At 40.8% G+C, this 13,054-nt stretch carries 13 protein-coding genes; 8 read left to right on the top strand and 5 right to left on the bottom strand.

The window, feature by feature from the left end; translation table 11 throughout:
• Positions 1 to 99: 99 nt before the first annotated feature.
• Positions 100 to 1,599 (top strand): coproporphyrinogen III oxidase, encoded by a 1,500-nt coding sequence (locus tag MHI20_RS15350; RefSeq protein ID WP_340939570.1) that lies wholly within the window; start codon positions 100 to 102, stop codon positions 1,597 to 1,599.
• Positions 1,600 to 1,674: 75 nt separating this feature from the next.
• Entirely contained in the window at positions 1,675 to 2,949 is a 1,275-nt protein-coding gene (locus tag MHI20_RS15345) for a lysine N(6)-hydroxylase/L-ornithine N(5)-oxygenase family protein (protein ID WP_340939568.1), read from the top strand.
• Between the two features lie 37 nt (positions 2,950 to 2,986).
• Here the strand turns inward: MHI20_RS15345 and MHI20_RS15340 are convergent, their stop codons facing one another.
• From MHI20_RS15340 to MHI20_RS15330, 3 genes are all read right to left on the bottom strand, one after another.
• Positions 2,987 to 4,210 (bottom strand): cation:proton antiporter, encoded by a 1,224-nt coding sequence (locus tag MHI20_RS15340; protein WP_007497140.1) that lies wholly within the window; start codon positions 4,208 to 4,210, stop codon positions 2,987 to 2,989.
• Between the two features lie 3 nt (positions 4,211 to 4,213).
• Positions 4,214 to 4,711, bottom strand: a complete 498-nt coding sequence (locus MHI20_RS15335; RefSeq protein ID WP_017366937.1) for a cation:proton antiporter regulatory subunit — start codon at positions 4,709 to 4,711, stop codon at positions 4,214 to 4,216.
• Positions 4,712 to 4,775: 64 nt separating this feature from the next.
• The gene (locus MHI20_RS15330; protein ID WP_234710318.1) at positions 4,776 to 5,102 is read right to left on the bottom strand and encodes a potassium:proton antiporter; all 327 of its coding nucleotides are present in this window, start codon (positions 5,100 to 5,102) and stop codon (positions 4,776 to 4,778) included.
• A 136-nt stretch (positions 5,103 to 5,238) separates the two neighbouring features.
• Here MHI20_RS15330 and MHI20_RS15325 point away from each other — a divergent pair, with 136 nt between their 5' ends.
• Positions 5,239 to 6,054, top strand: a complete 816-nt coding sequence (locus tag MHI20_RS15325; protein WP_340939562.1) for an enoyl-CoA hydratase — start codon at positions 5,239 to 5,241, stop codon at positions 6,052 to 6,054.
• Between the two features lie 35 nt (positions 6,055 to 6,089).
• Here the strand turns inward: MHI20_RS15325 and MHI20_RS15320 are convergent, their stop codons facing one another.
• Positions 6,090 to 6,278 carry a YhzD family protein gene (locus MHI20_RS15320; RefSeq protein ID WP_024719988.1) on the bottom strand — a complete coding sequence of 63 codons (189 nt, stop codon included), beginning with the start codon at positions 6,276 to 6,278 and terminating at the stop codon, positions 6,090 to 6,092.
• Between the two features lie 173 nt (positions 6,279 to 6,451).
• Between MHI20_RS15320 and MHI20_RS15315 the strand changes: the two genes are divergently transcribed.
• The 4 genes from MHI20_RS15315 (at position 6,452) to MHI20_RS15300 (ending at position 11,824) form a co-directional block, all read left to right on the top strand.
• The gene (locus MHI20_RS15315) at positions 6,452 to 7,666 is read left to right on the top strand and encodes a metallophosphoesterase family protein (RefSeq protein WP_047946609.1); all 1,215 of its coding nucleotides are present in this window, start codon (positions 6,452 to 6,454) and stop codon (positions 7,664 to 7,666) included.
• A gap of 16 nt (positions 7,667 to 7,682) precedes the next feature.
• Entirely contained in the window at positions 7,683 to 10,469 is a 2,787-nt protein-coding gene (locus tag MHI20_RS15310; protein WP_340939558.1) for an ATP-binding protein, read from the top strand.
• 62 nt (positions 10,470 to 10,531) lie between these two features.
• Positions 10,532 to 11,485: a 3'-5' exoribonuclease YhaM gene (gene yhaM / locus MHI20_RS15305; protein ID WP_007497151.1), complete on the top strand. Its 954-nt coding sequence runs from the start codon at positions 10,532 to 10,534 to the stop codon at positions 11,483 to 11,485.
• Between the two features lie 108 nt (positions 11,486 to 11,593).
• Positions 11,594 to 11,824 (top strand): sporulation YhaL family protein, encoded by a 231-nt coding sequence (locus tag MHI20_RS15300; RefSeq protein WP_017360318.1) that lies wholly within the window; start codon positions 11,594 to 11,596, stop codon positions 11,822 to 11,824.
• Positions 11,825 to 11,879: 55 nt separating this feature from the next.
• Here MHI20_RS15300 and MHI20_RS15295 read toward each other — a convergent pair whose 3' ends face one another.
• Positions 11,880 to 12,755, bottom strand: coding sequence for a peptidylprolyl isomerase (locus tag MHI20_RS15295; protein ID WP_024719991.1), 876 nt, complete (start codon positions 12,753 to 12,755; stop codon positions 11,880 to 11,882).
• A gap of 161 nt (positions 12,756 to 12,916) precedes the next feature.
• Here MHI20_RS15295 and MHI20_RS15290 point away from each other — a divergent pair, with 161 nt between their 5' ends.
• The gene (locus tag MHI20_RS15290) at positions 12,917 to 13,003 is read left to right on the top strand and encodes a YjcZ family sporulation protein (protein ID WP_008361129.1); all 87 of its coding nucleotides are present in this window, start codon (positions 12,917 to 12,919) and stop codon (positions 13,001 to 13,003) included.
• Positions 13,004 to 13,054: the final 51 nt, after the last annotated feature.

Genomic DNA, 13,054 nt, shown 5'->3' with positions numbered 1-13,054 from the left:
TGTCTATTAAGAAATGGCAGGGCCTTCATCTGTTCTCTTCATTGCTTTTCCTAGATGAATTTTGTAAAATGAAACAAGTTTGAAGATAAAGGTGATACGATGCGAATTTTAGTTAAAGGGCTGTCTGATGAACGATTTCATCGACCGCTTGTCAATATAGCCAATTTATTCGAGGAAGATAGTGAAGTGCTGTTTGATTCAGGTGAAGCGAACGATGGTCTGGTCATGGTGTTTGATTGGAAAGAAACTGGCGGTATGGTGGAGGCTTCTGGCCATATTGCTGGATCAGATATGACGAGTTGTTTTACAAGAGAGATGCCGGAGGGCTTGAACGATAAAGAGCGCTGGAAGCAAATCAAAAACACTGTGCTGTCTGTTTATTTACATCTGCTTCAGGAATATACAGGAATGACGCAAAAATGGGGGATTCTTACGGGGATACGCCCTACGAAATTACTTCATAAGATGCTAAGAGAAGGCATGACAAAGGAAGAAGCACATGCAGCGTTAAAGCGCGATTACTTGATTCATGATGAAAAGATCAATTTGATGCAGGAGATTGTTGATCGTCAAATCAAAGCCATTCCAGATCTGTACGATCTACAGGAGGAAGTGAGTATTTATATCGGTATTCCTTTCTGTCCAACAAAATGTGCTTATTGCACGTTCCCTGCTTATGCCATTCAAGGACAAGCTGGAAGAGTGGGAACGTTTCTTTTTGGGCTGCATTATGAGATGCAAAAAATGGGCGAATGGTTAAAGAAACATGGGATTAAAGTGACGACTGTTTATTTTGGCGGAGGTACTCCAACGAGTATTACAGCAGAAGAAATGGATTTGCTGTATGAGGAGATGTATCGCTCTTTTCCAGATGTGAAACATATTCGGGAAGTCACTGTAGAAGCGGGACGACCTGATACGATTTCACCTGATAAGCTGGAGGTGCTCAACCGTTATCATATTGACCGGATTAGTATCAATCCGCAATCATATGAGAATGAAACATTGAAAGCGATTGGCCGGCACCATAGTGTGGAAGAAACGATTGAAAAGTATCATTTATCAAGGCAGTATGGCATGAATAATATTAACATGGACTTAATCATTGGGCTGCCAGGAGAAGGGCTAAAGGAATTCCAACATTCCTTGCAGCAAACAGAAGAACTGAAGCCTGAATCTTTAACGGTGCATACCCTTTCCTTTAAGAGAGCATCTGAAATGACCCGCAATAAGGAAAAGTATCAAGTGGCAGACCGAGAAGAGATCACACGTATGATGGATGAAGCAGTTGCTTGGACAAAGGCACATGACTATCATCCGTACTATTTATACAGACAAAAAAACATTTTGGGGAATCTCGAAAATGTCGGGTATTCGTTAGATGGACAGGAAAGTTTGTATAATATTATCATTATGGAAGAGGTGCAGACGATCATTGGCATTGGGTGCGGCGCTGCGAGTAAATTCATTGATCCGCGAACCGGAAAAATTACGCAGTATGCCAATCCAAAAGATCCAAAGTCTTATAATGATCGTTATGAGCACTATACGGAAGAGAAGATTCAGTTTCTTGAGTCATTATTTGTTTCTCACATGTAAACACTGCGGTGACGCAGTGTTTTTTTCATTTGTAAAAGGGTATATAGGGGGTAAAAAGATAAAGCAGGTGTACATATGATGGATGTGATCGGAATTGGGATTGGGCCAGCAAATTTAGGATTGGCCGCTTTATTAGAGGAGTATGAAGATGTGACATGCTGTTTTTTTGAACAGGAAAGCGAATTTGCTTGGCATCCTGGTATGCTCATCAAAGGAACGGACTTACAAGTTTCCTTTCTAGCGGACCTTGTGACAATGGCTAATCCAAGGAGCAAGTATACATTTTTAAATTATTTACATGAATCAAACAGGCTGCACCGATTTTATACATTTGAACAATTTGATATCCCCCGGAGAGAATTCAATGAGTATTTATCATGGGTTGCAGGTGAATTAGATAGCTGTCAGTTCGGGATGAAGGTGGAAGAAGTGACCGACTGTGAAGACGGGTATCTTGTAAAAGTTCGGCGGTTGAAAGATGGGGCGCTTTCTGAATATCGTGCAAAGCATGTCGTCCTTGGAACGGGAAGCAAGCCGATGGTCCCTGTCGATGTGCCAGAAGCTGCGTTGCCGCATGTGACCCATAGCAGCCGTTATGTAGATCAACAAAAAGAACTTCATGAAGCTGAAACGGTGGCGGTGATTGGTTCAGGTCAGAGTGCAGCTGAAATTTTCTTAGACCTGCTTCAGCATCAGAAGAAAGGACAGCAGATTTCGTGGTTTACACGTTCAAGTGAATTTAGAGAACTAGAGACAGCGGAGCTTGGTCAGGAGCTATTTACACCTAAGTATGTTGAATATTTTCATTCCCTTCCTTATGAAGAACGGATGAACACATTGCCTAGACTGGCAGGATTAAGGAATGGCATAGATGCATCGACGCTTTCTCGTATTTATCAGGAATTGTACCATCGCTCCGTTTCAGGTGAAGAGCCTTCTGTACTCATTCAGCCAATGACTGAGCTTGAAGCGATACATATGGAGGATGAGCAGCAGTTAGAGCTGCATTTGAAACAATGGCAGCTCAAGAAAGAAAAGAAAATCACAGCTGATCATGTGGTATTGGCTACAGGATATACGCCTAATATTCCGGAATGGTTTAGCGCATATGAACCATTGATTGAATGGGAGAGCGATGAGCATTTTAAAGTGACAGACGACTTCAGGCTTGTGTTTAAAGACAAACGGTCTCATCATTTCTTTACATTCACGAACCTCGATCACTCTCATGGAACAGCGGCGACCAATTTAAAACTATCGATCTACCGCAATCAGAAAGTCATCCGAACCATTCGCGGGGATACGAAAGAACAAGTGAAGCAAGAAACAGCATTTCAGCAATTTGAATAGATATAAAAAAAGGGCCCCAGCACTGGGCCCTTTTCAATTAAATGGTTGTTTCTCTTTTTACTTTTGGTTTTTCAGTTTTCCATTTGAAGATTTTGTTTAGGATTTGATAGATACGCTTTGATTCTTTCGTCACTAGCGGTCCTAAAATCGCAAGGATTAATACATATAATGCAGCAAATGGCTTCAATGTAGCGGCAAGACCGCCTGCAATCCCAAGTTCGGCTACAATGATGGAAAACTCTCCTCTTGATACGATGGTTAATCCAATATTAGAAGAAGCTTTATGAGAGAAACCGGCTCTTCTTCCAGCAAACATCCCGGCGGTGAAGTTCCCAATTAAGGTGAGAATGACAGCGCCGATCGCAAGCCAGAAGGCATCTCCTAATGTAAATGGATCAATACTCAATCCGAAGCTGAAGAAGAACATGGCGCCAAAGAAATCTCTAAAAGGAACAACGAGATGTTCAATGCGATCTGAGTGCTCTGTTTCTGAAAACACAAGACCGAGTAAGAGAGCGCCAATGGCCTCTGCGACATGAATCGTCTCTGAAAAACCAGCCACGAAGAACAAAGCGGCAAAAATGACAATGATAAATACTTCATTTGAACGGATATCGAATAGTTTGTTTAATAGTTTTGGCAGCTTACGTGCGATGATAAAGAAAATCATCATGTAACCAAAAGCGATTAAAATAGATAATAAGGCACCGCCAACGGACGTGGCATCTCCAAGGACAAGACCGGATACGACAGATAAATAGACGGCGAGAAAAATATCCTCAAACATAATAATCCCAAGAATTAACTCTGTTTCAGGGTTCGCTGTCCGTTTTAAATCGACAAGGACTTTGGCGACAATGGCGCTGGATGAAATGGTGATAACGCCTGCCATAATGAGAACTTCAAGGAATCCAAAGCCTGTGATAAACCCATAAAGCAATCCTAAGCTAAAGTTGATCAAAATATAAATAGATCCGCCAACTGCAATGGATTTACCCGATTTTATGAGTTTGCCGACAGAGAACTCAAGCCCGAGGTAGAATAGAAGGAACAGGACACCCATTCTACCAAAAAACGAAATAATCTCGGTGCTCTCGATAAACTTCAAATCAATGATCCCGATGGTTGGTGCATGCGGACCAACAATCATCCCGAGGACAATGAGAAAAGGAATGATAGAAAATTTAATTTTATTGGCGATTAAGCTGGCAATGGCGATGAGAATAAGCGCCGTTCCAACTTCAAAGACTAAATGATCCATTCATCACTCTCCCCCTCTAGAAAGAAAATCACGTATCAATCGCTTCAAGTGTTTTCTTTCGCCTGAAATGACCATCGTATCATTTGCTTGAATTATCGAATCGGCACCGGGGTTGAGTAATTTTTCATTTGTATGTTTAATGATCGCAATGACGGTGACTTCATAATTTTGTCTCACATCTAAATCGCCGAGTGTATGTCCAACCGCTTTTGCGTCTTTTTCTACCTTAAACCATTCAATGATCAAATCATTGAACGCCATTTCAATCGTTTCAAGTGCTTGCGGCTTATACACCATACCGCCAATAATGGCAGCAATTTGCCGGGCTTCAGCATCATCGAGAGAAATGGTGGACAGTACTTCATCTGGATCTTCATCGTCGAAACGATAAATCTCCCGTCTGCCATCATCATGAATCACAATCGTCATCTTTTCTCTATTTCTCGTTTCAATTTCAAATTTCTTTCCAATCCCAGGAAGATCATTTTCTTTAATGTTCATTTTATCCCTCCGAATATGATAGGTTTTGTTTTTCATATAGTGAGTACGGATGAAATAAAATGAATCAGTCGAGGTAATTTGATTGGTACATAATGGGGATTGCACACTTCATTTCTAAAAAACATAAATCAATAGATAACGCTGTGGCTGGTGCAAGCTTTACAAGAAAAGCTTTTGAAGCGCCCATTGATAACCTCTGTTTTAGCAGAAGAGAGGATGCATGTTTTTTTGAAAATGGAGGTGTCTTCACAGCGTTGATTTCTTCATCATAAATCGATGGAGAAATCAGGCTCGGTGTGCTCGCTTCTGCTTGTGAAGCAAAAACGACATTTGAAAAGGGAGAAAACATGACGATGCAGCTAATCAATATACATATGGAACTTCTTATCAATCATTCTCCCCCTTTCATATGATGTTTTATTTCTTATTTTACTATATAAAAATATATTTCTCGTTTCAACAATTATGCTTATTTTAGTATCAGTTGATCTTGAAATTTTTTTGTGTAGAGGAAAAGGAATTACTTGATGGAAATTGAAGTAAGTCATGAGTTTGAAAAGAAAGAGGGGGAATGGATGATGACATATATCAATTGTCAGGTAGACGGGGATATTTTTGAAATCGTTTTCAATAGACCTGAAGCGTATAATTCGTTTCATGTTGACATGTTTGCTGAATTGAAGGAAGCGTGTGATACAGCGAGTGAGAGCAGTGCGAAAATTGTTGTTCTTAAGGGGATGGGCAAAGGGTTTTCAGCAGGCGGAGATATTGGCATGATGCTAAAGCAAGATCGTGAAGAAGATTTTCATCGCGTGATGGATTTGATCGAGGGAATTACACTTTCTTTAGCCAGTATGAAAAAAGTGACGATTGCACTTGTCCACGGGGCAGCGGCTGGTCTTGCTTTTAGCTTTGCCCTTAGCTGTGACTATTTGTTTATGCATCAAGATGCTAAACTTGCCATGAACTTTAATGGAATCGGGTTAATCCCAGATGGCGGAGGGCATTTTTTCCTCACCAAAAGAGTTAGTGAACAAACCGCTAAACAATTGATTTGGAGCGGACAAAAGCTACTGGCTGAAGAAGCGCTCAAGCTTCGCCTTGCAGACGGCGTGTTTCAAGATGAGGTGGATACGTATCAAAAAGCGTGCGTCAAGCCATTTTTAAATATGCCGCTTCAAGCCTTTGTTGAAACAAAGATGATTTATTTTCAGCAGTCAGAATCACAGCTGTTAGCCGTTCTTCAAAAAGAGCGTGCTGCACAAGCTAGACTGAGACAAAGCCGTGATCATCAGGAGGGTGTTCAAGCATTTTTGGAAAAAAGACGTCCTGTGTTTCATTAAATAGAAGAATGAATGGCCGGCGGATGCCGGCTTTTTTAACGTTCAAATAAAAGAAGTTTACCTGCATCATTTACGAGCCGGTGAGAATGCTTTGTGTATTGTTGTTCGATTAAACGATGACGTCCTAATTCTTTTGCTTTTTCATCACTATCTGTGGTGATTTTTTCGTTTAATAAGGTTTCACCTGACGAATCAAATACAGTCAAATAGTAGGTTTTCTCCATCTCTGATCTTCCCTTCCTTCTTGTTTTTTAATGAATTATACAAGGAGGAAGTTAAAACCTCTTTTTTCACCCCTAAAAATGTGTTTTTTAGAATGAGAGCGATAGAACGTGCATTCGTAAAAACGGCGTGATAAAATATGGACAACTACAGTAACGTACAAGGAGATAGACGTTTGACGAAGCTCACTTTTATTCATGCCGCAGATCTTCATTTAGATAGTCCGTTTGCGGGAATGTCCAATATACCGAACCGAATTTTTAAGAGGTTGAAAGAAAGTACATTTCAAAGTGCCAAGAACATGTTTGAACTTGCGATTGATCGAGAAGTAGACTTTATGCTGCTGAGCGGAGATATATTTGACGAATCGAATCGCAGCCTAAAAGCACAGCTTTTTTTAAGAAATCAGTTTCTACAGCTACAATCACACGGGATTGAAGTGTTTATTATTTATGGTAATCATGATCATTTAGGTGGTGAATGGACACCAATTGAGTGGCCAGAGAATGTTCACGTTTTTTTGAGCAGTACGCCAAGTGAGCAAGCCTTTTATAGAGAAGGTCAGCTTGTGGCAAGTATTTACGGGTTCAGCTACAAAGATCGAGCTGTCCATGAAAATATGACACCTTATTATGAAAAAACAACAGATGCCCCTTATCATATTGCAATGCTTCACGGCACATTAGCAGGTCAAGAAGGGCATGATGCGTATGCACCATTTCAGCTTCAGCAGCTTCTAGCGCGGGATTTTGATTATTGGGCGCTTGGACATATTCATAAGCGGGCTCTTCTGCATGAAGACCCAATGGTGATCTATCCTGGAAACGTGCAAGGAAGACATATAAAAGAAACAGGAGAGAAAGGCTGTTATGTCGTTTACCTATCTGAAGATGCTCAAAGAGCGGAGTTTATGGGCTGTTCAGATGTCATCTTTGAGACATTGACAATAGATATCACACATACCGCTCATATGACCGATCTTGTGATACTTGTGGACAAAAAGATGAGTGGACTGAAAGAGAGAGGTGTTCCTCATTTTGTGAAAATCGAACTAACTGGCGATGCTCCTGCTTATATGGAGCTCACGCAGCTTGAAGTGCTTGAGGAGCTGATGGCTGTTCTTCATGAACAGGAGGAAGATGAAGACTTGTTCGTTTGGGTGATGTCGATTGACTGCCGGACACATGAAGATGCCGTCTATCCAGAAGATTCTTTTTTGACAGAACTAACAGCAGAAATTGCCGAGTTTGATGCGTATGATGAGCTGCTTTCACCGATCAAGCGTCATCCAACCTATAGAAAGGCAGGAAGAGCTTTTACAAAAGAGGACGAGATCGATATTAAAGAAGAGGCACAAAGGCTGCTGGCAGAACAGCTGAAGCATTTATGAGAAAAGGAGAGGCATGATGAAAATACGTTCACTCCATATTGCGAATTTCGGGAAATTTTCCAATCAAACCTTCCACTTTTCTGATGACGGTTTTCAGTTAGTTTATGGCCTGAATGAATCGGGGAAAACGACATTGAAGGCGTTTATTGAATCGATGTTATTTGGTTTTTCTAAAAGCCATATGTATAAGCCAAAGCATGGCTCATTTTATGGCGGGTCTCTTACATGTTTTGATGAGGAATTAGGTGTGATTCATATTGAAAGAACATCTGATCATGGCGGCCAAGCTCAGGTGTTGCTACCAAATGGTGAAGTGAAAGATGAAGCGTTTCTACATGCGATGTTAAAGGGAACAGATCGCAGATTATACCAATCAATCTATTCTTTTGACGTGTTTGGTCTGCAAAATGTACAAGCATTAAATCAAGATCAAATAGGGGAATTTCTACTCTTTTCAAGTTTGTTTGGCTCAGATGCGGCATCCAAAATGGACAGCAGGCTGCTAAAACAGCAGGAGCAGCTTTTTAAGCCCAATGGACGTAAGCCTGAATTAAATCAGCAGCTTGATCATGTAAAAGAGCTGTCAGGTAAGTTGAAACAGGCCAAATTGGTAGAAAGTCGTTATACCGCAAAGAAAAAAGAACAAGCTGAATTAACCGAGAAGGTAGAAATGCTTCAGCATGAAATGAGACAGACTGAAGAAGAGATTCAGCTTTTGACGGAACATATTCGACTTTATCCTATGATAGAAAACAAGATAGAGTTAAAAAAAGATTTGGCTAGTTATCCAGAACGAGTCAAACGGTTTAGACCGGAAACTGCGCATGAACTTGATAAATTAGAATCACACCTTCACCCAAAAAAGGCGCAAGTGACGGCACTGAAACAAAAATTAGATCATTTGCAAACGTCGCTCACGCAAGTTCAGCCACTCTATGACAAGGATACGGTATTGGAGATGAAGCGAGTCATAGCTGAATCATCGGATGCTGAACTTGTGAAGAAACGCTTAGCAGCAGGGAAAACAGAGCAGAATTCTTTGAAACAAAAAATAGAAGAAGCATCAGCGAAGCTGAAGTGGCAGCGTCCAATCAAGCTTGACCAGCTGGATGATTCACTTGACTTTGAGTGGGAATTAAAAGAGGCTGTGAGCCAATACGTTCGTTTAATGGATAGGAAAACACAGCTCGATGACCGGTTTGATCATGCAAGACATGAGCTGGAAGAAGCGGAAACCGCTCTAAAAGGATTAAAGGAGCAGCCCGTTAAACAGCAAGATGCAGAAGATGTCAGGGGCACAAGGGCTACAGTGAAACAGAATCATTCCAGAGTGTGGTTATTCCCGCTGATGTTCGTGCTATGTGCTGTCATTCTCACGGTCTTATTCGTTTTAGCAGAGAGCTGGGTGACGTTACTGTTTGCAGGATTTTCCGTTTTTGTCTTGATCGCTATTTATCCAGTGCTTAAACAGACTCAGCTGAAGGAAGCAAACGACAGTAACGCCTATCATTCCTTTCACGTTCAAACAGCTTCAGCTGAAACGCTAGTGAAGCAAAAGGAGCTTTTATACGAAAGAATGATACAGCAATATGAAGACTGGGAGCGGGAACTGGAACCTGTACAGCAGCAAGTAGAAGATATGAGAAGGCAGCTGGGTTTGTCCTCAGAGCTCTCATTCCTTGTGGAAGCTTTCCATATCTTGAAACAATTAAAAGCGAATACAGCGGCATATGAGGCGCTTAACAAGGAAATAGAGATGCTCACACAGCAGCAATCGACCTACGAGCAAAGAGTTTCAGCGCTCATGAGTCTCCTTCAAAGAAAAGAAGGGACCATTCAAGAGAATATCTCAGCCTTTCAAGAGATATTGAAAGATGAGGAAAAAAGAGAAAAAGAACGTCAGACATTGCACGTATCCATTCAACATGTAGAGCAGCAGCTGACAACATTAGAAGGAGAAGTTCAATATTATGAAAAACAAACGGACGAGCTTTTTCGAAAAGTAGAAGCAGCGTCAAAAGAAGATTATCATGTCCTATCTCATCTATCCAAAGAATACCGGGAGCGGCTGTACAATTTGCAGCAGCTGAACCAAGAGCTGCACAAAAGCGGTTATATAGATGAGGAAGAGGTCATTGTCCGTAAAGGTTTACGCACCCTTGAGGAGCAGTGTGCACAAGCAAAAAGACATCTGAATGACATGCAAGAGAATGTGACGAATATGAAAAAACGCTTGGCAGAATTAGCAGTAGAAATACGCCAAATAGAAGCATCAGGTACAGTGTCTGATTTGACTCATCAGCTTGCTGTAGAGCAGGAGCAGGCAAAGCATCTAGCGGAAAAATGGGCGGCTATACAGCTCGTGCGTTCCGTCATTCGAGAGAAACTCAATGAGCATAAAGAAACGAGGCTACCAGCACTCCTCCAAACAGCTTCCCGATTTATTCAGCCGTTAACGAATGATCGATATGAAGTGATTTTATTTTCTGCCGAAGATGACCGGCTGATTGTGAAACGGAGGGATGGACGCCTATTCCGCCCGGAGGAGCTTTCACAAGCAACATGTGAACAAATTTATCTCTCGATTCGTTTTGCACTTGCTTTGTCCCACCAGCAAGATTGTCAGCTCCCATTTATGATGGATGACAGTTTCGTTCACTTTGATCATGTCCGTCTAGACAGGGTGCTGGAGCTGATGAGTGAACTCACTCGTTTTGAAACACAGCTGTTTTATTTCACTTGTCATCATTATATGAAACAAGCAGCGGAAGACGGGCAGATTACGAGCTTAGCAGTGGAATGATTGACAAATTATGACTTATGTTATACTTATATGAGCAGAAACATGGAAGGAGCATTTATTGAATGGCTAAAGGGATCATGACCTATGACGTCGGCGAACAAGTTGACCTGCATTTATTAATTAAATCATCTACTAAAGGGATTGCGAGTAATGGCAAACCATTTTTAACGTTAATTCTTCAAGATCAAAGTGGAGATATTGAGGCGAAGCTATGGGATGCAAAGCAGAATGATGAACTCACATATGCTGCGCAAACCATTGTGAAGGTAGTAGGTGATATTCATCATTATCGCGGAAGGAATCAGCTGAAGCTTAGGAATATACGTCCTGTTGCTGAAAACGAGCAAATCCGCATTGATGATTTTCTAGAAACAGCTCCTATTCCAAAGCACGATATGATGGATACCATCATGCAATATATTTTTGATATGAAAAACCCTAATATTCAGCGTGTCACAAGACATTTGCTGAAGAAATATGGACAGGAATTCGCTGATTACCCAGCAGCTACGAAAAACCATCACGAGTTTGTCTCGGGTCTTGCCTATCACGTGGTATCGATGCTTCATTTAGCGAAATCCATTGTTGATCTATACCCATCACTAGATCGAGATCTTTTATATTCAGGGATCATTCTACACGATTTAGGGAAAGTCAAAGAGCTTTCGGGTCCTGTCTCCACCACATATACAGTAGAAGGGAACTTAATTGGCCACATTTCTATTATGGTGACAGAAATTGCGAAAGCCGCAGAGGAGCTTGGCATTGATTCTGAGGAAATTCTAATTCTGCAGCATTTAGTGCTGAGTCATCATGGAAAAGGGGAGTGGGGCAGTCCTAAACCACCAATGGTGAAGGAAGCCGAAATTCTCCACTATATAGATAATTTAGATGCAAAAATGAACATGATGGATCGTGCGCTTGAGCATGTGAAGCCAGGAGAATATACAGAGCGTATTTTTGCACTAGAGAATCGTTCGTTTTATAAACCAACCTTTCACAATGAATCATCATGATAAAACGCCCGTTTGATGCGGGCGTTTTTTTTCATAACTTGTCTTCTTTTCGCATAAGCATGTAACACGAAGGAAGAGAGATTAGTCCTGAAAAAGGAGGCGAAGACAATGTTATTTTTTCCATGGTGGGTATATGCATGTATCATTGGCATTATTTTTTGTGCCTATAAATTAATGACGACAGCCAAAGAGGAGCAAGAGATTGATCAATCCTTTATTGAAAAAGAGGGAGAAATCTTTATCGAACGAATGGAGCAGGAGAGAGAGCGTAGACGTCAAGGACAGCAAATGAAACGATCCCAGGAAACGGCGAAGCATGAGGACCATTCGATTGCATAATCAATAAGAATAAAAAAACCCCTCTACAAGTTCATGTAGAGGGGTTTTTCGTTCATTATTGGTTTGGTGTTTGTTGTGTGGTTTGCTCAGATTTTTCTTTGAATGTATTTTCAAGTTCTTTATCTTTTACTTTCACATCAGCATCTTTCACCAATTTGTTTAAGATCGTTTGAATTTCGTTGTTATCTGCTTGTTTTTGATCAAGCAGTTCTTTTTTCAAGTCTGCTTTCATGTCATCGTATTTACCGCGTTCTTCGGTCTTTTTAATGATATGGTAACCAAATTGAGATTTTACTGGTTTGCTGATTTCATTTACTTTTAGTTTGAAGGCAGCTTTACTGAAGTTCTCATCCATTTGGCCTTCTTTTGCGAACCAGCCTACATCGCCGCCTTGTGCTGCTGAAGCAGTGTCAGTTGAATATTCAGATACAAGGTCATCCCACTTTTCGCCTTTATCTAATTTCTTTTCTACTTCATCTGCTGTTTTCTTGTCAGCAACTAAAATGTGGCTTGCGCGGATTTTCCCTTTTAGGTCATCGTAATACGCTTTTACTTCTTTGTCAGTGATTTTGATGTTAGCTTTGGCAGCCTTTTGAGTCAGCAGCTCATATTTTACTTGATCTTTGATGTAATCTTTTCCGAATTCATCTTGAAGTTGTTTTAAACGATCTTCACCAAGTGTCTTTTTATATTCTTCCAATTTCTTATCAATTTCTTTATCTGATACTTTGTATTTGTCAGCAAGAACCTTTTGTTGAACAAGTAGGTTTAAAGCATCTCCACCTGCTTGTTTCTTAAGAGTTGTGTAAAGCTCTTCTTTTGTGACATCTCCTGATTTTGTTGTTGCGATCACTTCTTTGTCACCGCTACTGCATGCGCCAAGAGTTAAAACACTTACTGCTGTTACAGCTGCTAAAGCCATTTTTTTCATTCAAAAAACACTCCTAATCTTTCCAATTTATTTATCATTGCTTGTATCATAACATATTGTGACATGCTGTAAAAAGAAATGCAAATGGGAGGGCATTCGTCTAGTCAAATTTTTGCGACCAACATACACATATATTGATCACAAAAAGGAGGCTGAATTATATGGGAGCAGGATATTCTAATGGGTTTGCTTTATTGGTCGTGCTATTCATTTTGCTGATCATCGTTGGTGCAGCATATCTTTATTAATTAAATCGCTGTGACAGAAAGGAGCCGTCCTGCCATGCGTGCGGGCGGTTC

Source organism: Bacillus sp. FSL K6-1106 (assembly GCF_038005245.1).
Classification (GTDB): Bacteria; Bacillota; Bacilli; order Bacillales; family Bacillaceae; genus Bacillus; species Bacillus altitudinis.
Note: the sequence above shows the minus strand (reverse complement) of the source record. Positions and strands in the feature narration are given on the sequence as shown.